Source organism: Paenibacillus sp. FSL R7-0345, assembly GCF_038595055.1.
Classification (GTDB): domain Bacteria; phylum Bacillota; class Bacilli; order Paenibacillales; family Paenibacillaceae; genus Paenibacillus_AQ.
Genome location: NZ_CP152002.1, coordinates 6860392 through 6884727, shown reverse-complemented (window position 1 = coordinate 6884727; position 24336 = coordinate 6860392). Strand labels below are relative to the sequence as shown.

Sequence of the window (24336 nt, the reverse complement as noted above, 5' to 3'; positions counted from 1 at the left end):
CCGATGATAAGATACGGCTAACTATGAAAAGGAGGACTGCGGCTATGACCCCATCCATGCGCTTGAGATGAGTACCCGAAAGAGCAAATTTCACCATTAAGGTGGGCTTTTTTGGGTTGCTTATCTATACGTATGGACATAGGCCGTAATCCTGACGGTTTATATGCAGAGCCTTATTTGGCTATGCCCTGTTCCGACACGTAAAGCAAGCAGACTCAAGCCCACTGGACTTGGGTCTGTTTTTTTTGACTAACGGCATAGCTGCTTCAGAAACGAAATCCATTTACTTTTGGGAGGTACAATTTATGAATCATATGCACTGGAAGAGGACATTCGCTTTTATCTTTAGCGGTCAGATTTTCTCGATTCTGACTTCATCGATGGTGCAGTTCTCGATTATCTGGCATCTGACAGAAACGACAGGGTCAGCCTCTGTGCTGATGATCGCCGGGCTGGTCGGCTTCCTGCCGCAGGCCATCCTGGGGCCGTTCATCGGCGTCTGGCTGGACCGCTGGAACCGCAAGCGGACCATGATCATCTCCGACAGCATGATTGCTGTCACCAGCCTGATCCTGGGCGCTTACTATTTATGGGGCGACCCGAGCCTGTGGGTTGTGTATGTCGTACTGTTCATCCGCTCCGTGGCCTCTTCGTTCCACGCGCCGTCTTTCCAGGCGGCCGTCCCGCTGATTGCCCCGGAGGACCAGTTAACCCGGGTAGCGGGCTGGCAGCAGATGGTCTTCTCCGCTTCCAGCATCCTGGGACCGGCGCTTGGGATCGCCGTATACTCGGCTACATCGCTGGGAACCGTGCTGCTGCTTGATGTGGCGGGCGCACTGATCGCTAACGTCATGCTGCTGATGGTGAAGATTCATCAGCCGAAGCCGGAAGTGGTGCAGGCACTGTCCTTCCGGCAGGAGTTCATTCTCGGCTGGCGGACCTTTGTTTCCTCTAAGCAGATTGTCTTTATCACGATTGCCATGGCAGGCTTTAGTGTTGTCTTCATGCCGCTGGCCATGCTGTTCCCGCTGATGACGCTGGAGCACTTTGGCCGGGGCGGATACAGCGCGAGTGTTATAGAGGCGGTATTCGGCATCGGCATGATCATCGGGGGCGTGCTGCTGTCGGTATTGTCCTCCAAGTGGCGTGACTCCACCTATATGAGCGTAAGCCTTGTTATTATCGGCCTGACCTGTCTGCTGAGCGGAGTTGTCGGCAGCGGAGCCTTCGTGGTCTTTGCTGTGCTGTCCTTCTTCATGGGCGCTGCTGCTCCGCTGTTCAACGGCCCTTATATGGCTATGATCCAGAAGGCTTACGAGCCGGAAACGTTAGGGCGCGTCATTTCGCTCGTTTCCAGCATCGGGATGCTGTCTTCTCCAATCGGGCTGGCCCTGGCCGGGCCGGTTGCAGACCGGTACGGGGTGCAGGTGTGGTTTTTCTGGTCGGGCATCGTTGTAGCGGTGATCGGTATCATTGTTTTTCTCAAGTTTTACGGAAAGGCTGAGGAGGAGCAGGTACAGGGTTAGGCGCACGTTAAGTATAAAATTGGCAATGAGACTTTTTTCACAGCTCTAATACTCACACCGCGAGTAATATGTTAGAATATCAGAATGCATTAACGCTTCACCAACTTAATACACTACAGGCTATGAATGCTATGGATCACACTATAGCAGGAGCAGCTTCTGGAGAGACTGCGGGCTACCGCAGCGCCGAAGGGTTCACAATCTCAGGCAAAAGGACAGAAGAGTACTGAATATTTATCTGCCTTGCGGGCTGCTGCCCGCAGGGCGGATAGTGTTTGATATTCTTATGAGCCGGGAGATTGGATGATCGTATCCAGTCTCTTTTTTTATTGGCAGCAGCAGGCTGTAATCATAAGGGGGAAACAGGCATGGCAGAGTTAAAGAGAGAGCTGGCTAACCGGCACGTACAGTTAATCGCAATTGGAGGAACGATTGGAACAGGGTTATTCCTGGGATCAGGGCGGGCGATTGAAAAGGCGGGTCCGTCGATCATGTTCACTTATCTGATTGTGGGAATCGCTGTGTTTTTTGTAATGAGGGCACTGGGGGAACTGCTGCTGTCCAAGGCGGGGTACCAGTCCTTTACGGATATAGCTGAGGATTATTTAGGGCCTAAGGCCGCTTTTGTCACAGGCTGGACGTACTGGTTCTGCTGGATTATGACGGCGATGGCCGATGTCATTGCGGTAGGGGTCTATGTGCAATACTGGTTTGATATCCCGCAGTGGATACCTGCCGTCATCTGTCTGATTATTCTGCTGGGACTTAATCTGCTGACCGTCAAAAGCTTCGGCGAGCTGGAGTTCTGGTTCGCATTAATCAAGGTGGTTACGATTCTTGCCCTGATCGGGCTCGGGATTGTCCTGCTCGTCATGGGCTTCAAGACAGATGCAGGAGCGGTAACGGTCCGCAATCTGTGGCAGCATGGCGGAGTATTCCCTAACGGCATCACAGGCTTCCTGTTCTCCTTCCAGATGGTCGTGTTTGCTTATGTCGGTGTAGAGCTCGTAGGGGTGTCGGCGGCAGAAACGGCTGATCCTGAGAAAAATATCCCGTCAGCGATTAACAAAATCCCGCTGCGGATTCTGTTCTTCTACGTCGGCGCGCTGTTCGTTCTGCTGTGCGTTAACCCGTGGACCCAGCTCAGCCCGGCGGAGAGCCCGTTCGTAAGAACCTTTAGCCTCGTGGGTATTCCGGTTGCTGCCGGGATTATCAACTTCGTCGTCCTGACCTCAGCTGCGTCGGCCTGCAACAGCGGGATGTTCTCGACCAGCCGGATTCTCTACAATCTGAGCCGCAAGGATCAGGCTTCTGCCCGGTTCGGCAAGCTGAACAAAAATCATGTGCCGGCCAATTCGCTGTTCATTTCTACACTGGTTGTTTCAGCCGGTGCGCTGCTGAGCAAGCTGGTTCCGGAGCAGGCCTTCGGCATTGTGACTACGGTCAGCGCCATTTGCTTTATTTGGGTCTGGGGCGTAGTGCTGGTATGCCACATCAAATACAAGCGGAACCGTCCGGACCTGCAGGCTGCCTCCAAATTCAAGGCACCGTTCACTCCGGCAGTTAACTATATGGTTCTGGCGCTGTTCGCAGCAATCCTGATCATTATGCTGATTGCCGAGGAGACCCGTCCGGCGCTGCTGTTCACTCCGGTCTGGTTCATCCTGCTGTTCGTCCTGTATTCGGTGAGAAGCAGGAAGCAGAAGAGCCGCGGGGAGACCGGAATTAATACCGGTGCCGGGAACCATATCCAGCTGTAGACACAATAAAAACCACTCCGTTAACCGGGGTGGTTTTATTTATATCGGGCTATCTGTATCCGCTAAGGAACAGGCACATAATCGGCGTGATAGCGTCCCTTGGGCACAATCATCGGCGAGCCGGCAACCGGGTCCTTGATTACCGCGCAGTCCAGTCCGAAGATGTCTTTGACCAGGGTGCTCGTAATAACCTTATCCGGTGTGCCTTCAGCAACCAGCTTGCCTGAATGAAGGGCAAAGATATGGTCGGCATACCGGGCCGACAGGTTAATATCATGCAGCACCATGACGATGGTAGTGCCGTGCTTGCGGTTCAGATCGGTCAGCAGGTCCAGAATCTCTACCTGGTAGGTGATGTCGAGGAACGTTGTCGGTTCATCAAGGAACAGGATATCGGTCTGCTGCGCCAGTGCCATGGCGATCCAGACGCGCTGGCGCTGGCCGCCGGACAGCTCATCAATATGATGATTGGCAAATTCCGTAATCTTCATAATCTCCATCGCTTCGGCAACGGCCTCATAGTCCTTTTTGCTCCAGCTGCCGAAGAGCGACTGGTGCGGAAATCTGCCCCGGCCAACCAGATCAGCTACGGAAATTCCCTCCGGAACAATCGGCGACTGCGGCAGCATTCCGACCGTGCGGGCCAGGGGCTTAGAGGCAATTTTGGCAAGCGGCTTTCCGTCAATCGTAATGGTGCCGGAGGAGGGCTTGATCAGCCGGGCCATCGTCTTCAGGAGCGTGGACTTGCCGCAGCCGTTGGAGCCGATAATGACGCTGATTTTGCTGCTCGGCAGCACAAGGCTGACATCCTGGATGACCGTTTTATTCTCATAGCCTGCTACGAGGCGTTCGACTTTAAAAGTATGCGCCTGATTCATTATAATTCTCCCTTCCGGTTCATCTGGATCAGCAGGTATATCAGATACGGCGCTCCGAGCAGCCCGGTGATTACACCTACCGGGAAGCGGGTCACGAAGGCGAACTGGCCGATCAGATCTGCCGCCAGAACCAGAACAACGCCAACCAGTCCTGAAGGGACAATGCCGGAGAAGCCGGCCCCGGTCAGTCTTTTGGCAATCGGTCCGGAAAGGAAGGAGACAAAGGCTATCGGACCTGTTGTTGCAGTGGCTATAGCAATCATGCAGACAGAGCCGACAATCAGCAGGATCCGGGTCTTGTCCGTATGTACGCCAAGTGAGGATGCAGATTGTTCGCCGAGCTCCAGAATATCAAGGTGCTTGCCCAGCAGAATTAGGATAGGCGCACAAATGATCACTGTAAGCACAAGCGGAGGCAGCTCGCTCATCTGCGAGCCGTTGAGACTGCCTGTCAGCCAGCGGATAGCTGTAGGTACATCCTTCTCCGAGCTGATCAGCAGAAGATAGGAGATTATGGCATCGAGCATCGCCTGTACGCCAATACCAACAAGGATCAGACGCCCGATGGAAAAGGTTCTTCCTCTGGACAGGATATAGATCAGAATGACAGTAGCCAGACCGGCAAGGACGGCGGCCAGAGAAACCACAGCCCCGCCGGCATGAAGGATAACAATACAGAACACAGCAGCCGCACTGGAGCCGGACGTAATCCCGATGACATTCGGATTAGCCAGCGGGTTACGCAGCATCGTCTGGAAGGTGTAGCCTGCAACGCCAAAAGCAAACCCGGCAAACAGGCCGGCCAGCATCCGCGGCAGACGGATTGTACTCACAGCAAAGGAAACGCCCTTAATCTGCTCTCCCGAAAGGGCCCGGATTACCTCCGAAAGCGGATAGATGGTATTTCCGAGCAGCAGCATAGCTATACAGAGTGCACAGGCAAGAACGCCCAAAAGGCTGGTAACCAGTATCCAGCGGCGGCGTCTTTGCCGTCTGCCAGCCATGATAAATTCGGTTGAAGGTAGATAATTTGTCATAAGGACCGCACTTTCGATCTCATAGCTAATATGATTAATATCGGTGCTCCGATGAACGCTGTCACAACACCGACTTCAAGCTCTCCGGGGCTGCCGAGCAGCCTGCCGCCGACATCGGCTACGGTCAGAATAATAGCTCCGGCAACCGCCGACATGGGAATGACAAAACGCAGATCAGGGCCCAGAATAAGCCTGATAACATGGGTGGATAAAAGGCCGATAAAACCGATCGGGCCTGCAAGCGCCGTTGTTGCACCGCAAAGGACAACTCCTGCGAGAGCGGCGGTAAACCGCAGAAAGCCTGTCTTAACACCGAGTCCGGTGGCGACATCATCGCCCAGGGCCAGCGCATTCAGCGCAGGCGCTGTCAGCACGGCAATCAGCATGCCGGCGATCAGAAAAGGGATGAAGGTGGAGATGTTATCCCAGCTTCCTGAACCGACGCTGCCCACCTGCCAGAACCTGAATTTATCCATAACATAGGAACGCGGGATCATGATCGCAGTGACGAGAGACGAAAGGGCCGCGCTTGTCGCAGCACCCGCCAGAACGAGCTTAATGGGGGTGGCTCCGCCACGCCCCATTGAACCTATTCCGAATACGAATACTGCAGTAAGCGCAGCTCCGGCCAAAGCCAGCCAAATGAATTGGCTGGCTGAGCTTATGTTTAGAAAGGCAATTCCGCACACTACGAACAAGGCAGCGCCGGTATTGACTCCCAGTATACTCGGGTCCGCAATAGGATTGCGGGTGACCGATTGCATAAGCGCCCCGGATACGCCGAGCGCTGCACCGCACATTATGCTGAATACTGTCCGGGATATCCGCTTGCGGACTACGTTGGCTCCGAAGGACTGCACGTCCGGATGAAATAAACCGTCGAGCAGCTCTCTTAAGCTGGTCACACGCGAGCCCAAGGCCAGCGAGGCGACAATGCATAAGCCAAGCAGGATGAAGCAGAGGATCAGGACCAGCGTGAAATTCCGCGGGGTATGCAGGGCTGGCTTTTTATATTCAGAAGTCTCAGAACTATTCATTTATCTTGTCGATAGCTCCGCCGATCAGCTTCAGATACTCATCAATAGTGTAGGCAATAGGCAGCGGGTTAGGCGTTCCGGCAGCAACAAGCGGTGTATCGCTGTCGATGAAAGCAACTGAACCGCGCTCAATCGCAGGGATTTTGCCCAGCAGGGAATCTGCCTGAAGAGCCTTCAGTAGTTCGTCATTGCCATATCCGATAATCAAATCTGCATCGTTGAGTGCTTCTACGTTCTCGGAACTCAGGCTCAGAGAGTAGCTTGTCGGATCCGTAATCTGGCTGGTGATGCTTTCCGGATATTCCATTCCCAGCTCGTACAGGAAGGAGACGCGGGAATCAAGTGGCGCATAGATATGCAGCTTGGACAGGTCGTCAGCGGAGAAGTTAACCCATACGACTTTTTTGCCGGCGATTTGCGGATAGGCAGTCAGCTTTTCGTTCACCAGGTCCTCGGTGTCCTTGATCAACTGCTCGCCTTCGGCCTTCATGCCCATGCCTTCAGCAATCAGGTTAACCTGCTCACGCCATGTGGTGGTCCAAGGGGAAACCGGGTAAGCGACCACCGGAGCGATCTGGCTCAGTGTGTCGAAGTCTTCTTGTGTGATGCCGGAGTAAGCGGCAAGAATGACGTCCGGATCAGCATCGGAGATCGCTTCGAAATCAAGGCCGTCTGTATCCTGGAATACGTTTGGATCGGTTACGCCCAGCTCGTCCAGCTTCTGTTTGGTCCAAGGGAGCAGACCGCTGTCGTCCTGAACGCCGAAGTTTGCTGCCGAGAAGCCCACTGGAACAACACCCAGCGCGAGGGCAACGTCCTGATTACCCCATTGAATGGTAACAACACGCTCAGGCTTGCTCTCAAGTACAGCCTCGCCCAGTGCAGTTTTGATTGTAACCGGATATTGAACGGCATCTGTAGCAGCCGGTGCTTCTGTAGCAGCTGGTGCAGTGGTAGCCGCAGCGTTTGTCGGGGAAGCCGCACTATTCGAAGCATTGTTGTTACCGCAGCCTACCAGCGCAAGTGTAAGCGCAAGCGGAGCAAGCAGCGTTCTGAAAGTATACTTTCTTGTTGTGTTCATGTGTTTCATTTGTGTGACCCCATCCTTTATATTGTGTATTTAACAATACTTGATAACGATTCTCATTATCGAACAATATATATGGAATTTCCAGCAGTGTCAATAAAAAAGTGGTAAATTAAATTTGGATTGATAGCATTTATGACAGTTTTGAGACGTCAATATCACCTGGAGCATTTAGCTCCCGTTGTCCGGACATAGTATAATAGAAGAGGATTTTTAAAAGAAGATTGGAGAGGAGCCTGCTTACATGGCACAATCATTGCAAGGAAAAGTGGCAATTGTAACCGGAGCAGCAAGAGGAATCGGAAAGGCAACCGCTGTTGCGCTTGCCAAGGAGGGCGTCAGCGTCGGCCTGCTGGCCAGAAGTGAAGCTGCACTGCAGACACTGGCTGCCGAGATTGAGGGCTACGGAGTTAAGGCTGCTTTTGCCGTCGCTGATATTTCTTCCAAGGAACAGGTAGATGCAGCGGTTGAAGCACTCAAGAGCGAGCTGGGAGCTGCGGACATTCTGATCAATAACGCGGGGATCGCTACGTTCGGCACACTGCTGGAGATGGACCCGGAAGAGTGGAAGGGCATGATCGACGTCAACCTGATGGGTACTTACTATGTAACACGTGCGGTGCTGCCGCAGCTCATTGAAAAAAATGCCGGAGACATCATCAACATCTCCTCCACCAACGGCTTGAACGGCGCAGCTACCTCCAGTGCATACAGCGCCTCCAAGTTCGCCATGATCGGCTTGACCGAATCCCTGGCCCAGGAGGTCCGCCGCAACAACATCCGTGTATCGGCGCTGACCCCGAGCACCATTGCAACAGATCTGGCGCTCGACCTGAACCTGATCAAGGAGAACAATGATTCCAAGTTCGTTCAGCCTGAGGATATCGCGGAGTTTATTATCGACCAGCTTAAATTGAACCCGCGTGTGTATGTGAAGACGGCGAGCTTCATTGCTACGAATCCGTTCTGATTTATCTTTTCAAGTATAGGTAATGGGCCATCCCGTGAGGGGTGGCCTTTTCTGCTTCCCGGTCAGCTGTACGGCTCAGCCTACCCCATCCTTTTCCAATAACGAATAGAAATGATCACGGTCCTTATCATCGAATCTGCCGAGTGTACCTAACCTGACGAATTCATGCCCGCCATAGATGTCCATTTCCTCACCGTCTTTGGTGTAGAGCGCAAGCATGTTTCCCTCCCGGTTGAGCTCCATGTAGCCGTAACTGTCTGCTGGAGGAGCTTCACCATAAAAGAGCGTAAATCTGATTTTGTCGACTCTGTGCATGCAGGCTCTCCTTTCTAATAGATTCATATATTACGGTAAAACGGAGGGTCTGGCACCTAGTTGGATTTTTGCTACTTAGATCTGTAGGTTCTTAAGATTTATAAGCATTAGGTGTAAAATTGCTACTTATTTGGGCCAAAAACGCTCCGTATATCTAAATTCAGCAGAATTAAGTAGCTTTTTTCCACCTATTATCCTCATTCAGCGGTCTCCCCTGAAAATAGATATCGGATTTCCACTTAGTTTGATCCGGTCTGTGCTCGGTGGATCAGCTCGGACCGGTGTTGCTATCCGTCTTGATCCGCACTGTCACCTTCGCTCCGCCGGAAGGCGCAGCATTCTCCAGTGTAAGTGTTCCCCCATGCTGCTGAGCAGCAGATTCGGCAATGTACAGGCCCATCCCGTGATGCTTGCCGGAGCTGCGGCTCTGGTCGCCCATGTAGAACTGACTTGCCGCCTCCCGTAATCCGGCCGGGGAGAAGCCGCTGCCCGTGTCTGTAACGGTAAAAGAAATAGCCCCGTCCCCATCCCGGCGGATATCCAGAGTAACCTTCCCTTGCGGCGGCGTATGCTCTACAGCATTTGCAAGAATATTGATAATTCCCCGCTGGAGCAGCTCCTTATCTATAACAATCCTTTCAGGCAGCGCGTTGTCCATAGTAACTTGTGCGGAAATGTCCCTGCCTGAGGATAAGGCCCGCAGCTGACTCTCCAGTTCGGCCATTAAATCCGTAAGGTGCGTCAGCGCTTTACGTTTCCGGGGAGCTGCCTGCTGGCTGGACAGATCAATGACCTCCTGCACAAAGGCTTCAATATCCGCTGCACTTTGCAGAATATATTCGTTGTATTCCCGCTGGGCTTCATCCTGGACGGTTTCCTGCAGCAGCTCGGCGTTGCCCCGGATAATCGTGAGGGGGGTCTTAATGTCGTGGGCGAGCGCAGAAATCTGCTCTCTGCGGGACCGTTCCAGCTCCCACTGGCGTTTCAGTGAGGCCTGCAGCGCTTCCTTCATCTGGTCCAGCGAGACCAGCATCTCGTCGATTTCGATGATTCCGCTTGGCCGGACGGTGAACGCCAGATTTTCCTGCCGGATGCTGTCGGTCGCCTCCTGTAAGCCGGCCATTTTCTGGGTAAGCCTGCGGCCGAATCGGGCGGCAAGCACAGCGGCCAGAATCAGTACACCCAGGATGAAGAGCAGCACGGCCACCAGCTGCGGATTAGGCAAGTAGCTGCGCAGCAGCGGGGAGGCGAACTGCGGAGTTAGCGTGTAGCGGAAAATCCAGAGCTCCCCTTCATGCCGGAAGGAAGTGTAGAAATAGGAGTCCCGGTTTTTGCCTTGCAGTATAAGCTCCCGGGCGTGATCCGCATCCTTTGTATTCAGGCTGCCTGTAAGCAGCTTCCCTTCGGCTGTAAATATGGCGTAGTCCGCCAGCTTCGGAATGACAGCAGCGGCATCTTCGTCACCCGCTTCAAGTTCATGCTTAACAGCCTCGATCTCCTTCTCTGCATAATTGGCGGGCAGAATCACATTGGCCGAAAAAGTCGCCGTGAACAAGCCCAGCAGCAGGAGCAGCAGTAAAATGGTTCCGGCACTTAGAATCAGGAGATATTGCAGAAAAAAGGTGCGCAGGCGCATCCCCGGTGCTCTTTTTACAGCTTCCACTTGTAACCGATCCCCCAGACTGTCTCAATGGCTTCAATGTCCGCTTTGTTCAGCTTGGCGCGGATATTCTTGATATGCTCTGTGATGGCGCTGCTGTCACTTTCCCCGTCAAACCCGAAGACCGCCTCATAGATAAGCTCCTTGGAAAAAACCTGTCCGCGGCTCTTCGCCAGAAACTCGCAAATATCGTATTCGCTTTTGGTCAGAGGCACCTTGCTGCCGCGGGCAAGCAGCTCTCTGCCGGAGAGATTGAAGTGGATATGCTCGGAGTACAGCACATTCCTCCGTTCCCGGGTCTCCCGTCTGAGATGGGCGTTAATCCGCGCCCGCAGCGCGCCAATACTGAAGGGCTTCATAATATAGTCGTCCGCGCCCAATCCCAGCCCGTACATCAAGTCGGATTCCAGCGTCTTGGCGGTCAGAAAAAGGATCGGACTATCCACCGCCGCGCGAATCTCCCGGCATAGTGTAAAGCCGTCTACCCCGGGCATCATCACATCGAGCAGAATGAGATCATAGGTACCCAGATCGCTCTGGCGCACAGTGGTTGAATCCTGAATGGTTGTTACCAAGTGACGGTCTGCGCCCAGGGCACTGCGGATCAGCGCCAGGATGGCGGGCTCATCGTCGACGGCAAGTATTTTAGCCATATGCATTCCCTCTATTAATAATAGTTGTGTATCAAAAAACGTTTCTAATTTAATTATCGGCAGACCGCCCTTCCCACCGCTGAAACCAGAGGAAGGACAGGGGGACAGCGAGTATTGTTGCAGCAGCACATACAAGGGCTCCGGTATCGGCCTGTGTTGCGGCGGGTGATAGCGGGGCCCCCGAGCTGATGGCTGTCCATATGGAAATGAAGCGTGCTGCCCAGGCAAAAGGGACATACAGCCAGATACCTTCACCGAGTCCGGTAAGCAGCAGGGCCGCAGTCAGACTGCCTGCGATGCCGATTCCAATCGACGGGCCCCGGCCAAACCGCAGGTTGATGAATCCATGCAGCAGATAGAGAAATACCGTGCTTCCCGACAGGATCAATGCGCTGCTCCAGTAAAAAGCCATCCCGAGGTTGTCCTGATTCAGTACAAAGCGGAATCCGGTGCCGAACATGACGGCGGCCAGCAAAACCGCGCAAAGGCCGTAGAACAGCAGAACCAGCAACTTGCTGGCGTAAACCCTGGTTCGTCCGGCGGGGAGCGCCAGCATCCCCTGAAAATGCCCGGCCAGCGCTTCCTGCTCCGCTGCCATTGAACAGACCAGGGCAATAAGCGTTGGAAGAGCACAGCCCAGTGCCTGGAGATAAGCCTGTACCTTATCAGTGTCGCTCCATGGAGAATACGAGTAGTACGCCAGGAATATCGCCGCCGCGCTAAGCGGGGCCAGGATATGAAGAAGCAGAAACGGCGTGCGGCGGTTTTTGAGCAGGTCCGCCTTGAACAGCCAAAGTAAGGAGGCCATCCTACTTCGCCTCCTGCCTGCGGAATCTGCGCGCTGTCAGGAAAAACAGGCTGCCGAACCAGACGAGAGAAGCCAGCACATCCCGTAGAATGGTGTCTGTGCTTCTCAGCGGGCTGCCCTCTGGAACCGGCAGGCCGTTCGGCAGAATATGCAGCACCGGGCACATCAGCCGGAACGTAATCGTGTAGGGCATGAAATCCCACAGCCCGCCGGTGTCAAAGGTGACTACACCTGCAATGTTCAAGGCCATATTGATCAGCACGGCTGTGAACAGGCCAAACCGTGCAGCCAGGAACAGGCAGAGCGGAATCTGCCACAGGAATGTGATGACAATCAGCAGGCTCCCTGCCGCACTGTTCATCAGCGGAATTGAAGCGCCAAACAGCCAGCCTCCGGACGAGATGCCGGCGAAGAACAGCAGGCTTGCGGCCAGCAGCCAGCCGGTGACGGCGGCGATTTTGGCCGACCAGAGCTTCTGCGGACGGAGGGGCAGCGCCAAGAGGGCGCGGTACTGCAGCTTGGCATCCTTTTGCACCGCCAGTGCGCATACCAGGGTCAGTGCGCCCGGCAGGAGCATCGTATACCACCAGTTATATGCCCCGGTCTGAAAATAACGCCCGCCCATCAGGACACCGCAGAGCAGCAGGGTAAACAGCGGCGTAACCCACAACAGCTGCGGAATAAAGGTGCGGCGCCACTTCAGGCGCTCCGCACTAATGAGTGTAAGCACTGGCTTCACCCGCCCTTCGGTTCGCAGCGGCTACCTGCATGAACAGAGCTTCCAGCTCTGCTCCATGCGGCGCAGCCCCCTGATATCCCAGCTGCCCGCCGGCAATAATTCCGATCTGATCCGCTACCTGTTCCACCTCGGAAAGAATATGGCTCGACAGAATGACCGTGATTCCCTGACCGGGGAAAGAGCGGATCAGCTCCCGCAGCTCCTGAATTCCAATAGGGTCGAGCCCGTTCGACGGCTCATCCAGAATGAGCAGCTTCGGCTGGTTCAGCAGCGCAATTGCGATGCCCAGCCGCTGCTTCATGCCCATCGAGAACTGGCCGGCCCGCTTCTTCCCGGTATGGGCCAGATCGACGATGGCGAGCGTCTCGGCAATCCGCGACTCCGGCAGCCCGAGCGCCAGCGTCCGCACCTGCAGATTCTCTCGGGCCGTCAGGTTCCCGTACAGCGGCGGCGACTCAATCAGCACGCCGATCTCGCTCAAGTCCTTCCGTACCCACTCATGGCCCTGGAAAAGAATGCTCCCTGAGCCTGGACGCAGCATGCCTGCGATCATCTTCAGCGTCGTCGACTTCCCCGCACCGTTCGGTCCGAGCAGCCCGTAAACGGAATTCCGGGGCACTGACAGTGATACGTTGCTTACAGCGGGCTGTTTTTTGAAGCTTTTACATAGGTTTCTCGTTTCTAAAATAATGTCCGGCATATTATATCATCCTTTCCACTTAGACAGTGTAAAGGGGAGTTATAAGGAAACTGTAAGGAACAAAATTTTCCCGTTTTTTCCATTGTCGTAATACTTCCGCCCTGTTTACACTCCTCCCCGTATGCGATGATAAGGGCATCAAACGGCCGGGTTCACCCGAATCCGGACGCTTGAACTTCAGGCTATTGCGGTCCTTCCTTCTAACTCACTGTAAATGACACAGGGCCGCAGCTTTCCTGAAGGATGCTCATCCAGAGAGGAGGCGTCCAGGCTATTGTATTCCTTCCTTCTAAACCCAGAGGATGATCTAAATAGGGATACGGCTTTCCTGGACACTTTTACTATGAAAAAAAATTCGATTTATCTGCAAAGAGCACGCAAGATCATTGTTGATCCATATAACGGGAACGGTCGGCTGCCGGAAGGGTATTTGGCGGCGGCGGTCCGCAATCTGGAAGCGCTGGGCTTTGCTTTGTCTCCTGCATTGTTCCGCGCGGTGCGCGGGCTGCCGAAGGAAGAGTTTGAGGCGCTGTACCAGCAGCTGGTTGCAGATTTGAAGGTTATGGTTGGTGCGCATGTAAAATATACGCCGATGTATCCCGGGTTTCCCGAGCAGGTGATGCTGGAGCACGATGCCGTCCTGTACCTGAATGCAATGTACCATTACTATACGTGGGATTTCCCACAATACGATGAGGCCGTAAAGAGACCGCCGCTGCAGGAACAGGGAAAGCTGAAGGTGATTGAGCTTGGGGACAAAGAGGATTTTTGCTTAATGATCCGCCGGCTTATTCAGGCCAAAGGCTCGATCTCTGCAGCCGACAAAGAGGATATTGATGCCGTGATAGCGGCGTTTGAACCGGAGGAGCTGGATGCGATTCTGCCGGAGGATATTCCGTTCAAGGAAAATGCCGCGTTCGTGGCGTCATCGCTGCTGATTTATGACAAGGCTAACCTGGCGCGGCTGGGGCGGTATTTCAAAACAGCTACCGATGTGCTGCGCCTGGCCGTAGCCTGGTCGGACGGCGGTGTCAGCCTGGCGGTACCGGTGCGTTTCCGCAAATTCAAGCGCAGTGAACGCCGGATGCTGCTCGGGTTACTTGAACAGTGCCATCCGATTACCGAGGATATGCTGAGATATAAGGACCGCTGGATTCGCTTGGGCGAGATCCTGCATCCGTCTGAATACAAGCAGCGGTATGTGCGCTGTGAAGAAGCCTGGGATATTTTGCGCAATAACAAACCGGTTACGACCTTTAACAGCAGCGTGGAGCTGGCGATAAAGTACAAACAGGTCTGGGATGCGCTGGATCTGCTGATCAAACGCCCGGGCGAGTTTGCGCGGAGACTGGATCAGCTGCTGCGAGGAACGGAACATACAGAGTACGTTGTGCTGGCTTTTGGTGAAGTGGCAGGACAGGTATCGACTCCGGTGCTGCTGCAGGTGAAGAACCATTTTGCTAACCGGCTGGATTCGCCTGAGCTGCGTGTCTTTTTCCCGAAAGGAAATGTTGCCAAAGCCTTTGCAATTCCTGATACGCTGCCGGAGATTGATTCCAGAGCCTGCCAGGACATCGTGGACGTATGCGAGCAGGCGTTAATCGGGCGCTTCGCGGAGCTGCCGCCTTTAGGGAATGCTTACGTGGATGAGCGGCTCAAAAGCTACAATGTTCCCTTTTCCCAGAGATCGGCCAGCAAAGCGCTGCATACGCTTGTACGGGGAAGCCGGCTGCCGATGGGGGAAGGGGATACGATCCGCTTTTTCAGCTGGTGGAAAGAGGGGAAGGTTAACGGTGTATCTACAGGGCGGGTCGATATTGATCTGTCTGCGGTCATGTATGACCAGAACTGGAATTATGTGGAGCATATCTCCTACACGAATCTGCGCTCGTCCAACTATCTGGCGGCGCACAGCGGGGATATTGTCTCGGCGCCTCACGGGGCCTGCGAGTTCATTGATCTGCATATTCCCTCTATCGTCGAATATGGCGGAAGATACGTGGTGGCGTCGCTGAATTCCTTCACGGAGCAGCCGTATTGTAATCTGCCGGAATGCTTTGCCGGCTGGATGATGCGGAAGAAGCCTGGCTCGGGTGAGATTTTTGAGCCTTCGACTGTAGCCAATAAGATTGACGTTACTGCCGATACCCAGATAGCCATCCCTGTCATATTGGATCTGGTTGAAAGGAAGGTCATCTGGACCGATCTGTCGCTGACAAGAGCTCCCCAGTACTACAATAATGTTGAGGGTAACCAGAAAGGAATGGTACTGATCGGCAAAGCAATGGCCGCACTCAAAAAGCCGGATCTGTACGACCTGTTCATGCTCCATGTCAAAGCCCGGGGCCAGCTTGCTGAATCGCCGCGCCATGCCGATACTGTATTCTCAGTAGAGCAGGGAATTACTCCGTACCACATTGAGCAGATTATGGCTGAGTATGTGGTGTAGCTGCAGGCTAATTCGCCTCCCGCAGCACCTCAGCCCCGCCCGCTGCCATAAATTCCTTAACAAAGCTGCCGAACGCCTCAAGCGGACGTTCGCCGGTAATGAAGGCGATGTAAGCCTCGTTCCGCAGCTGGATCAGCTCCGGCCCGTTCTTGACCAGGGAGGGCGTTGCGACCTCCAGGGCATTGTAGATGCCGTCCCGGTCGAGACCCAGGGTCGCCGCCCACTGCTCTCTGCGGTCGCCGGGCATCACAGGCACCGTCATGCCAAGACCTGCGCCGATGGTGTTCTGGTAGCTGAAGGTCTGGTCATACGGCGGCAGCACCACCACTTCTTTATTCAGGTTGTCCGCCCAGTCCCAGTGCTCCCCCTGAATGCCGAATTTCATCGCTGTATCCTCCTGCGGGTTGGGATTGGCGCTGACGTAGTCAAGAATCTTCAGGATGGTCTCCAGCTTGCCCGGCTCCTTCACGGCATCTGCGCCGATGGCAGTGAAGCTCATCAGCATATCGTAGGCTTTGGAACCGCGCTTGCCGTCAGGCCCGCTCACGGGCCGGCCAAATACAATCCGCGCCTGCGGATTTTTTGCCGTTAGCTCCTTCACATTAAAAGTGGCGCCAACCGGCGTCTCCACGGTTTTGCCCAGCTCATCCGTGGTCCAGGTGGAATAATCGCCGTCCTGAACCCAGTGGTAATAGTTGCCCATGGAGGTCATGCCGATCCGGCCATTAATAAAAGCATGGGAGAGATGCTTGTAGCCGCCTTTATTCTCCCCGGTGATAAACTCCGGATCAATAACCCCGTCCTGATACCATTTGCGCAGATAGCGCAGCGCCTCCTTCATTTCCGGCTGCAGGGCACCGATCACCAGCTGCTGATCCTGTCTGCTGAAATAGAGCTGGTCGGCAAAAACAATCTGCCCGAACGCCCCAAAGACAACATTCATCCCCTCCAGTGACAGGCCATACGTATCCTTGACGCCGTTGCCGTCCGGGTCCCCATTAGCGAACGCATAAAGCACCTTCTCAAAATCAGCCAGTGTATCCGGAACAGACAGGCCGAGCTTATCCAGCCAGTCCTGGCGGTAGACAACAGGAATACGATAGATGTTAGTCGGGTTTACGACAGGAATGCCGTAGTAAGCCCCGTTAATGATGCCGGAATCCTGATAAGCAGGCGCATTTACCCGGATCGCCTTCATGATATTAGGCGCATAGGTGTCCAGCAGGTCCTGCGGAATTTCCGCCAGTACGCCTTGCTGCTGGTATTTCAGCAGATCCTGGGTCTGCCTGATCCGGAACAGATCAGGAATGGAACCTTGTACCAGCTTCAGCTCAAGCAGGGATTCATATTTGTTGTTTTCCAGATTCCAGACGTCGAGATTGGCGCCGAATTTCTGCTCCACTTCACGGACTACCGCCGCATCTTCAGGGACCGGGAGGTTCTGGTGCATCGTCCATGAGATCGTGTAAGCGGGGGCAGGGGAATTAGTGCTGCCGTCTTCCGGTTGTTTTGCCGAAGCAGCAGACGACGGACTTACACCGTTTTCGCCCCGCAGATCACAGCCGCTGAGCAGAACCAGAGCCGTGAGGATGACGGGGACTGTGAGGAGAACAGCATACCGCCGGTTAATCATGCTCATTAAGTTTCCCTCCTTGCCAGCTTTGCCTCCAGCCGCTTCGAACTAACCCTCATTAAGGGTACGCAAATAGTTACCGGGCGTGCAGCCATACATCTCTTTGAACCGTTTAATAAAATAAGCCGCCGTCCCGTAGCCCACGCTCCCCGCGATCTGCTCAACAGTCATGCTGTTGCTCTCCAGCAGTGCTTTGGCGCGCTCCATCCGCCGGGCGGTGACATAGTCGGTGTAGGTGATTCCAAGCTCTTCTTTGAAGAGCTTGCTTAAATATTTCGGACTGATATAGACCTTGGACGACACGGCATCCAGTGACAGATTCTCTGCCAGATGCTCCGCGATATATTGCCTGGCTGCTTCAATCGTAGACACAGCCCTATCGCTGTTACGCTTGTCTGTCTCATTAATGAAGGCGGTCAGCGAGCCGGTGAGCCAGCTCTGAAACCTGAGGATGTCAGGCATTCCGATATACTGCTGATAAAGATCGCCGGACTTATAGCGGACGCTCTTCAGATAATCCGAGTAGACAAACACGGTATTCCCCAGCATAAAGTGGCAATAATCGGCCGGATACAACCCCTCCCGCATGGCGGTGACGAGCTGTCCGACAACGGCTGTGAGCTCATCCGGCTGGCGCGATTGCAGTTTGTCTTTGAATTTAATCAGCAGCGCCTGCGGAATTTCATCCAGGCTGCTTTCCCGCTCCAGCAGGCTGCGTCCCTTCAGGACAGGCTGCTCCGGCAAAAAATAAGCATACTTCATCAAAAGCTGTGCTTCAGAATAGCTGCTGTGAAGATCAGCAGTCTCCTGTACCCAGCAGCCCCGGGCCAGCTGGACCTCTGCCTGAAACGGCTGTCTGCCCTCCAAAGTGATGCGCTGCGAGAGCTGGTCCAGCAGACTGTCCGAAGCGCTGCCTGCGCATACGATGACGGCAATCCGCTTGTCCGGCAGCTCCTCGGCAATGGTGCGGCACTCCGGCAGGCGGACGGCCTCCAGCTGTCCGATGATGGTGCTCATCATATGCTGGATATGCGCTGAGCCCATATGGCTCCAGGCTCCCTGTGTATTTACAAGCAGGCAGCAATAGTGATGGTAATCCCAGGAGATACTCAGGCATTGAAGCGCCTCGGCCTTCTCCTCCCGGCTGGAGCGGCTGTCCAAAAGACTGAGCACAGCATTATGTTTAATAACCGGCGCGCTGGCCTGGAGGCTTTCCTCCAGACTGCTGACCTGCTCGCTGAGCCGGGTGAAGGCCGTATCGATCAGCCGGTACTCATTAGCGACCGGCTCAGGCGCATGGCCGGAGAGGTCCCTGATCTTGCCGACCAGCCGTTTGACCGGTGTATAGTTGGCTTTGGCCAGAATTCCCGACATAAAAAGTCCAAGTAATATGGTAAGCAGACATAGTCCCGCAATCAGCTGCTGCATCCCATTGGAGGGTGCATAAAAGAAGCTGGACGGCACAGCGCTGACTATTTTCCAGCCGGTAACCGGCAGGGTCTGATAGGTGATGACATAGGAAGTACCGTCCAGCTTGCTGCTGAAGCTTCCGGCTCCGGCCGCAGACTCTAGCGGCACGCTGACACTGGAGACTTGATCCGCAGAAGTATCCGGTACAACCAGCTGGCCGGAAGGATCAACAATAAAAGTACCTTCATATTGCAAGGGCATCATATTCTGAATAATATTGCTGACCGCGCTCTGTTTAACATCGATAGCCACAATCAGATCACTCTCAGCCCCGGAGGACTGAAAAGGGTAGCTGCGGGCATAGGTAATGAGCGTGTTATGCTTGCCGCCAGGCAAGCTGGAGTAAATATCCTCAGGCACCTCACGGGCCGGAGTCCAGAAGCTGTTGCCCGGATTACTCCGCATTCCGCCGATCCAGTCCATAAAAGCTGCTGCGCTGTCCCCCTGGTCAGCCTGGTATCTCAGCCCATACAGCGACGACAGCATGACCTGCTGCTCCGGGGCATACAGATGCACCGCCTGGATGATATCGGAGTTGCCGGCAACCTCTGCTTTCAGCAGATTTTGCAGACCACTCACTTTGCTGAGATTGTGCTGGAAGGAAGTATCACTGAATAAACGCAGGGCCGAGGTTCTGTCCAGAGAGAGCTCCAGATAGATCTGCTGAACCCGCTGAAGCACCGAGGTGTCAATGGTCCGCGCGGTATTCTCCAGCACCAGGCGGTTGCGGCTGCGCAGCTCTTCTTTATAATGTCCGGAGAAATAGACAGAGAAGACGGAGCAGAGCAAGAGAACGATGACCAGAACGACGGACAGATATGAAAGAGCCAGGCTGGTAAATGCTGAGTTCCATTTTTTCACGGCACATTCTCCTCCCAGGCGGATTATACACCACCCTCTGACAAGCCTATTCACGATTTTTGTTAACAGAATATTAAATCAGGCAATCTGCCCGTAATGCTCCCAAAGTGATACAAAAGAGAAATCGTCTTATTGCCGGTTCACGCGGCCTGATGCTACATTGAGACCGATTCGAATCGACTACAATTGACGATAGGAGCCAATCCACTTGAAAAAAAAGACTGCCAAAAAGCTGTTATCTGTTGCTGCCGGTCTCGCCATCCTCTCTAATTCTGTTGCGCTGCAGCCTGCAGCCGCCGCTCCCGCGGATTCATCAATTCCGGTACCGGCTGCTCCCGAGTGGGGACATTTCGTAGACAGCTACAAGAACAACACTTCTGTTAATCAGGCCGTTTATGCCAATCCTGCTATCGGCATCCTCTCCGGATTTCTGGAGCTGTGGACGCCGGGTACCTCCTGGAACAACGGCACCAAGCTGAACAGCAGTGTGCTTGACGCAAACATTCAATATGTAGCTAACGTTGCGGCCACGCGGACCAAGGCAGAGGAGGACATGGCCTATTTCGATGACCGGCGGAACCAGACTTACGGTGCTGCTGACGGCCTGGGTTCCCTTTCTGAGGTATACCGCACCAAATCAGGGACGTACACGACGATTACTGACATTCCGGCCGATGCTACATCAGTGAAATATAATGACGGCAACGGCTCGAACAAAGCGGGTGACTCCAGCTCGGAGCTGGGCAAGATGGTGGATCTGATCGGCGTCATCCGCGGCAATTATGCTTCAACCAATCCGGCAAAAGCGTTCTACAGCTATATGCGTCCATTTCGCTGGCTCGATACCTCTGTCATTGTGCCTACGCTTGTGCCTGCGATGAGCAGTACACCGGCTACGGACGGCGGGTTCCCGAGCGGCCATACCAACGCCTCGTATCTGGCTGCGCTGTCGCTGGCCTATGCGGTGCCTGAACGGTTCCAGGAGCTGCTGACCCGTGCTTCCGAAATGGGCAATAACCGGATTGTCGCCGGCATGCACTCCCCGTTTGATGTAATGGGCGGCCGGGTAATGGCAACGGCACTGGCGGCGGCAACCCTGGCCGATCCGGATAATGCAGAGCTGAAGAAAGCTGCTTATGATCAGGCTCACGAGAAGCTGCTGACCGAAACGGGAACGGCAGAGGACCGGTTCAGTGATTATGCCAAAAATAAAGCCCAGTTCACCCAAAGGCTGACCTACAACTTCCCGCAGATTAACTCTGCTGTTAAGCCTGCTGTTGTTCCCAAAGGGGCAGAAGTATTGCTGGAGACCCGCCTGCCGTATCTGAGCGCAGAGCAGCGCCGTGCGGTGCTGGCTACAACCGCGATTCAGTCCGGCTACCCGCTGCTGGATGACCCTGAAGGCTGGGGCCGTCTGAACCTGTTCGCTGCAGCTGACGGCTACGGTGCATTCAACAGCGATGTGACGGTATCCCTGGATGCGGCAAAGAGCGGCTTCTATGCAGCCGACCGCTGGCGCAATGATATTTCCGGCACAGGCGGACTGACGAAGGAAGGAACCGGAACGCTGAAGCTGACCGGCAGCAATTCGTATTCGGGCGGCACCGAGGTGAAGGCGGGTAGGCTCGAAGGTGATTCGGCCACAGCCTTTGGCAGCGGCGATGTTGTAAATACACACGGTTCTGTAGTCGAAAATGTCTATGGCAAAATAACAATCGGCGGCGCATTCACCCAAGCGGCTGAAGGTACGCTGGAGCTGAACCTTACCGGAGCGGGCGATGTGCTCGACGTTAAAGGCAAAGTAGCAGCAAGCGGTAAGCTGCAGATCGATTTCGAAAACAGCTACGTGCCTGCCGGCGGCTTGATTCCGCTGATCTTACATGGCGACAACCAGCGGTCCGGCCAGTTTACTTCTGTCCAGATTAACGGTCTGCCAAGCACACGCAGCGCCCAGGTCGTATATCAGTCCAACCAGGTTGCCCTGCTGGTTACCGACACAACCAGCGGCAGCAATTCCGGCGGCTCAAACAATAATACAGGCGGAACAACAGGGGGGACTTCAGGCGGAACAACTACACCTGTGACTCCAAGTGAACAGCCGGGCACCACCAATCCGGTAACCACCCTGAATCCGTTCCATTCTGCTGTAATCAGCCAGGAGGCCGTGCTGAAGACGGTGAGCGATGCAATCGCCAGAACACAGAACACGAATACGTCGTTCAGTGATACCGCAGGCCATTGGGGCAGCAATGCCATTGCAGCGGCTGTGAAGCTGCAGATTATCAGCGGGTACGAGAACGGCACCTTCCGGCCGGATGCGGCAGTCAGCAGAGCAGAGTTCTCCGCCATGATCGCCCGTGCCTTCGGGCTGGCCGGGAATCCGGCCGCAGCCGGATTCAGCGACACCGGCACAAGCTGGGCTGCCGGATCTATCGGTGCCCTTGCCGGTAAAGGCATCGTAACCGGCTATGCGGACGGCAGCTTTAAGCCGAATGCAACCATCACCCGTGCCGAGATGGTGACGATCCTCTCGCGCGTGCTGAACTTCGGCGTGCTGGAAAGCGGCGGCGCGGCTGATTTTACCGATGTAAGCAGCAATAACTGGGCTGCCGCAGCGATTAAGCAGGCTGCCTCGGCCAAGCTGGTGCAGGGGGTATCGGCTTCATCGTTCGCACCGGGCCATAATGCGACCCGAGCTGAAGCTGTGACGCTCATTATCCGTGCTTTGGAAACCGACAGCTCGGTTAAGGCGCTAATCGCAGGGCTATAACAGGAAGCGGGAGTAGGACACGGTAGTGAAATAGCGCGATCGCAGGAGAGCGGTACTTCCTCTTTTTTTGAGGCAGGACTGCTCTCTTGTTGTTATGTAATTGCTGGCAGGTTGGCATTATAATGAGTCAGAGAGGAGAGGATTGTACGGTGAAGCCTTTGGATTATCTGAAAAATATTGAGCGGATTGAGCTTGAGCTGACCCGGCTGAATGCGGCGCGTTCGCTGGTTAATATACCGCGTCAGCTGGAAGTGCTGCCTGCAGGCGGGGCAGTTATGCTGCGTGACCGTACGGATGGAGGTTCAAGCTACTATAACCGGATCAAAGGATTTGGTCCTGGTGATCTTGCAGCGCTGGATACGCTGTTAAGCCATTATCCTGAGGCGGCCCCCTGCTTTGATATGACTCCCGATCATATGACGGAGGAGGTAGGACGGGCGCTCAGTGAGAAAGGGTTCATTCCCGCTGAACAGCTTGCTTTCTTGTATATAAATCTGCAGGGTATGGCCGAACAGGCTTCAGGCTTTCAGATTGAGAGGGTGACGGAAGAAACAGCCGAACAATTTATCGAATGGATCCGAAAATCTGCCGGCGGGCTGAGGGTTACCAGGGAGATGATTGCGCGGACGCGGGAGTATTTTTACAGGGAAGATTTCCTGAATTATATGTTAAGCATAGACGGGAAGCCTGCATCGATGGGGTCACTGTTTCTGAGCGGAGAAGAGGGCTATCTGGCTAATGACTACACGTTTCCGGAATTCCGGGCCAGAGGCTGCCAGTCGGCACTGATCAAGCGCCGCCTCACAGATGCTGCAGAGCGCGGTGCCACGACCGTATATACCGATGTGGAGTTCGGCTCAGCCAGCCATGCCAATATGGAGCGGGCCGGGTTCAGGCTTGCCTTTCTTAACACGTACTGGATTGCCAGATAAGCGGACAAGTATATTGAACCTGTAGGTGTCTAAAAAGAGGGCAGCCCCATCGGCCGGTATCCGGCCTTGGGGCTGCCCTTTTGCTCCGTCAGGCATTAGGCGTAAATATACTGTTCTTGTACTGCATCAGCGGGGCCAGCCAGACCATGCCGGTTCCGCGGTACACGTTGACCAGCCCTTCGCCGGAGGCGGCGGAGCCGAGCTTGGTTTTGCCGGATTTTTCTACAGTGAAATCAAGGGTATTGGACCACATCAGCGCAAAATTGCCGTCCACCTTCAGCACATCGTTGTTGAGCTCGACCACAACCGCTTCTTCGGAAGGGATCGGCGCTTCCAGCGCGAGAATTCCTTTGCCGCGGGCGCTCAGATTGAACAGGCCTTCTCCGCCGAGTGCGGCCGAGGACAGATTTTTGCGGGCAGAAACAGAAAGCTCAAGTGAACTCTCGCAGGCCAGGAACATGCCGTCATCAATAACAATATGATCGTTGTCGACATCAATCAGCCACAGGTATTTGTAAGTGGTCTCCAGCAGAATCGTTCCGGTTCCTTTGTACTGTGGACGGATGGCCGTCGTTCCGGTAACTGCACTGGACATAATGTTGCGCATTAGCCCTCCGACACCTTTAACGCCCGAGGTCATTTCAATATTCCCGACCATATACTGCATAGCGCCTGCGCTAAGCACAACCTCGCTGTTATTCAGCTCTATCATCAGCTGCTTGTTGCGCATATTGCTTCTGCTCATGAAGTAGTTTAATTGCGCTTCCATCATGGTGGTGCTGCTCAGGTCCTCTTTATACTCAATCACTGTAAAACCGCCAAGCTGCTCCTTGATAATAACATTGCTGTTGTCTTTGAGATTATTAATGGTAAAAGCCATAGTGAGTCCTTCCTCCTGTCGTGTTCAGTGTGTAGTTGCTGATACTTGCAAAATCCGCGTTCAGGCATAACTATTCGACAAAAGGGCCTCATTACCTTTAGCACGGGCGGCAGTCCGGTTTTCATTCTCTGTTCCCGGTCTGGTAGAATAAGAGTATCACATTTTCACTGG

Annotated in this window: 19 protein-coding genes, 1 pseudogene and 1 riboswitch; of the genes and pseudogenes, 7 read left to right on the top strand and 13 right to left on the bottom strand. The window is 54.4% G+C overall.

All coding sequences use genetic code 11. The features are described 5' to 3' along the window. Nucleotides 1-305 precede the first annotated feature (305 nt). Together NST84_RS29800 and NST84_RS29795 are read left to right on the top strand one after the other, a co-directional pair. Entirely contained in the window at nt 306-1526 is a 1221-nt protein-coding gene (locus tag NST84_RS29800) for an MFS transporter (RefSeq protein ID WP_342563610.1), read from the top strand. 149 nt (nt 1527-1675) lie between these two features. Then, a riboswitch (glycine riboswitch) is annotated at nt 1676-1755 on the top strand. 139 nt (nt 1756-1894) lie between these two features. Beyond that, nucleotides 1895-3286, top strand: coding sequence for an amino acid permease (locus NST84_RS29795; RefSeq protein WP_342563609.1), 1392 nt, complete (start codon nt 1895-1897; stop codon nt 3284-3286). Nucleotides 3287-3348: 62 nt separating this feature from the next. Here NST84_RS29795 and NST84_RS29790 read toward each other — a convergent pair whose 3' ends face one another. From NST84_RS29790 to NST84_RS29775, 4 genes are read right to left on the bottom strand one after another with little or no spacing between them, the layout of a single operon-like run. Further along, nucleotides 3349-4164 (bottom strand): ABC transporter ATP-binding protein, encoded by an 816-nt coding sequence (locus NST84_RS29790; RefSeq protein WP_039877975.1) that lies wholly within the window; start codon nt 4162-4164, stop codon nt 3349-3351. Then, on the bottom strand, nt 4164-5201 hold the full coding sequence (locus NST84_RS29785) for an iron chelate uptake ABC transporter family permease subunit (protein ID WP_342563608.1): 1038 nt from the start codon (nt 5199-5201) through the stop codon (nt 4164-4166). Before NST84_RS29785 ends, NST84_RS29790 begins: the two co-directional genes overlap by 1 nt. After that, nucleotides 5198-6238 carry an iron ABC transporter permease gene (locus NST84_RS29780; RefSeq protein ID WP_039877972.1) on the bottom strand — a complete coding sequence of 347 codons (1041 nt, stop codon included), beginning with the start codon at nt 6236-6238 and terminating at the stop codon, nt 5198-5200. Before NST84_RS29780 ends, NST84_RS29785 begins: the two co-directional genes overlap by 4 nt. Continuing rightward, nucleotides 6231-7319: an iron-siderophore ABC transporter substrate-binding protein gene (locus tag NST84_RS29775; protein WP_039879567.1), complete on the bottom strand. Its 1089-nt coding sequence runs from the start codon at nt 7317-7319 to the stop codon at nt 6231-6233. Before NST84_RS29775 ends, NST84_RS29780 begins: the two co-directional genes overlap by 8 nt. A gap of 250 nt (nt 7320-7569) precedes the next feature. On the opposite strand from NST84_RS29775, the gene NST84_RS29770 reads away from it, so the two are divergent. Continuing rightward, on the top strand, nt 7570-8295 hold the full coding sequence (locus NST84_RS29770) for a 3-ketoacyl-ACP reductase (protein ID WP_342563607.1): 726 nt from the start codon (nt 7570-7572) through the stop codon (nt 8293-8295). A 75-nt stretch (nt 8296-8370) separates the two neighbouring features. On the opposite strand, the gene NST84_RS29765 is transcribed toward NST84_RS29770, so the two are convergent. The 6 genes from NST84_RS29765 to NST84_RS29740 form a co-directional block, all read right to left on the bottom strand. Then, on the bottom strand, nt 8371-8610 hold the full coding sequence (locus NST84_RS29765; RefSeq protein ID WP_342563606.1) for a hypothetical protein: 240 nt from the start codon (nt 8608-8610) through the stop codon (nt 8371-8373). A gap of 268 nt (nt 8611-8878) precedes the next feature. Continuing rightward, a complete protein-coding gene (locus NST84_RS29760; protein WP_342563605.1) occupies nt 8879-10273 on the bottom strand; it encodes a HAMP domain-containing sensor histidine kinase in 1395 nt (464 codons plus the stop codon). Then, a complete protein-coding gene (locus NST84_RS29755; protein WP_342563604.1) occupies nt 10261-10923 on the bottom strand; it encodes a response regulator transcription factor in 663 nt (220 codons plus the stop codon). The genes NST84_RS29760 and NST84_RS29755 overlap by 13 nt, the downstream gene beginning before the upstream one ends. A gap of 49 nt (nt 10924-10972) precedes the next feature. After that, complete coding sequence (locus NST84_RS29750) at nt 10973-11731, bottom strand: lantibiotic immunity ABC transporter MutG family permease subunit (RefSeq protein WP_342563603.1); 759 nt, start codon at nt 11729-11731, stop codon at nt 10973-10975. 1 nt (nt 11732) lies between these two features. Beyond that, on the bottom strand, nt 11733-12461 hold the full coding sequence (locus NST84_RS29745) for a lantibiotic immunity ABC transporter MutE/EpiE family permease subunit (protein ID WP_342563602.1): 729 nt from the start codon (nt 12459-12461) through the stop codon (nt 11733-11735). Next, complete coding sequence (locus NST84_RS29740) at nt 12445-13170, bottom strand: lantibiotic protection ABC transporter ATP-binding protein (protein WP_342563601.1); 726 nt, start codon at nt 13168-13170, stop codon at nt 12445-12447. Before NST84_RS29740 ends, NST84_RS29745 begins: the two co-directional genes overlap by 17 nt. Before the next feature lie 343 nt (nt 13171-13513). Here NST84_RS29740 and NST84_RS29735 point away from each other — a divergent pair, with 343 nt between their 5' ends. After that, on the top strand, nt 13514-15619 hold the full coding sequence (locus tag NST84_RS29735; protein ID WP_342563600.1) for a TerD family protein: 2106 nt from the start codon (nt 13514-13516) through the stop codon (nt 15617-15619). Between the two features lie 7 nt (nt 15620-15626). Here NST84_RS29735 and NST84_RS29730 read toward each other — a convergent pair whose 3' ends face one another. Together NST84_RS29730 and NST84_RS29725 are read right to left on the bottom strand one after the other, a co-directional pair. Continuing rightward, nucleotides 15627-17258, bottom strand: a complete 1632-nt coding sequence (locus NST84_RS29730) for an ABC transporter substrate-binding protein (RefSeq protein ID WP_342563599.1) — start codon at nt 17256-17258, stop codon at nt 15627-15629. 42 nt (nt 17259-17300) lie between these two features. Continuing rightward, a complete protein-coding gene (locus tag NST84_RS29725; protein ID WP_342563598.1) occupies nt 17301-19583 on the bottom strand; it encodes an AraC family transcriptional regulator in 2283 nt (760 codons plus the stop codon). Nucleotides 19584-19815: 232 nt separating this feature from the next. On the opposite strand from NST84_RS29725, the pseudogene NST84_RS29720 reads away from it, so the two are divergent. The 3 genes and pseudogenes from NST84_RS29720 to NST84_RS29710 form a co-directional block, all read left to right on the top strand. Continuing rightward, nucleotides 19816-21576, top strand: a pseudogene (locus NST84_RS29720) (phosphatase PAP2 family protein); the annotation flags it as partial. Nucleotides 21577-21663: 87 nt separating this feature from the next. Then, the gene (locus NST84_RS29715) at nt 21664-22353 is read left to right on the top strand and encodes an S-layer homology domain-containing protein (protein WP_342566555.1); all 690 of its coding nucleotides are present in this window, start codon (nt 21664-21666) and stop codon (nt 22351-22353) included. A gap of 149 nt (nt 22354-22502) precedes the next feature. Then, a complete protein-coding gene (locus NST84_RS29710; protein ID WP_342563597.1) occupies nt 22503-23285 on the top strand; it encodes a GNAT family N-acetyltransferase in 783 nt (260 codons plus the stop codon). An 88-nt stretch (nt 23286-23373) separates the two neighbouring features. On the opposite strand, the gene NST84_RS29705 is transcribed toward NST84_RS29710, so the two are convergent. Then, entirely contained in the window at nt 23374-24165 is a 792-nt protein-coding gene (locus NST84_RS29705; RefSeq protein WP_039877948.1) for an AIM24 family protein, read from the bottom strand. Between the last annotated feature and the right edge of the window lie 171 nt (nt 24166-24336).

Bases quoted from the DNA above. Each gene is read 5' to 3' on its own strand.
- NST84_RS29800 (WP_342563610.1), top strand. From the start codon at position 306: ATGAATCATATGCACTGGAAGAGGACATTCGCTTTTATCTTTAGCGGT.
- NST84_RS29795 (WP_342563609.1), top strand. From the start codon at position 1,895: ATGGCAGAGTTAAAGAGAGAGCTGGCTAACCGGCACGTACAGTTAATC.
- NST84_RS29790 (WP_039877975.1), bottom strand. From the start codon at position 4,164: ATGAATCAGGCGCATACTTTTAAAGTCGAACGCCTCGTAGCAGGCTAT.
- NST84_RS29785 (WP_342563608.1), bottom strand. From the start codon at position 5,201: ATGACAAATTATCTACCTTCAACCGAATTTATCATGGCTGGCAGACGG.
- NST84_RS29780 (WP_039877972.1), bottom strand. From the start codon at position 6,238: ATGAATAGTTCTGAGACTTCTGAATATAAAAAGCCAGCCCTGCATACC.
- NST84_RS29775 (WP_039879567.1), bottom strand. From the start codon at position 7,319: ATGAACACAACAAGAAAGTATACTTTCAGAACGCTGCTTGCTCCGCTT.
- NST84_RS29770 (WP_342563607.1), top strand. From the start codon at position 7,570: ATGGCACAATCATTGCAAGGAAAAGTGGCAATTGTAACCGGAGCAGCA.
- NST84_RS29765 (WP_342563606.1), bottom strand. From the start codon at position 8,610: ATGCACAGAGTCGACAAAATCAGATTTACGCTCTTTTATGGTGAAGCT.
- NST84_RS29755 (WP_342563604.1), bottom strand. From the start codon at position 10,923: ATGGCTAAAATACTTGCCGTCGACGATGAGCCCGCCATCCTGGCGCTG.
- NST84_RS29750 (WP_342563603.1), bottom strand. From the start codon at position 11,731: ATGGCCTCCTTACTTTGGCTGTTCAAGGCGGACCTGCTCAAAAACCGC.
- NST84_RS29740 (WP_342563601.1), bottom strand. From the start codon at position 13,170: ATGCCGGACATTATTTTAGAAACGAGAAACCTATGTAAAAGCTTCAAA.
- NST84_RS29735 (WP_342563600.1), top strand. From the start codon at position 13,514: ATGAAAAAAAATTCGATTTATCTGCAAAGAGCACGCAAGATCATTGTT.
- NST84_RS29730 (WP_342563599.1), bottom strand. From the start codon at position 17,258: ATGAGCATGATTAACCGGCGGTATGCTGTTCTCCTCACAGTCCCCGTC.
- NST84_RS29705 (WP_039877948.1), bottom strand. From the start codon at position 24,165: ATGGCTTTTACCATTAATAATCTCAAAGACAACAGCAATGTTATTATC.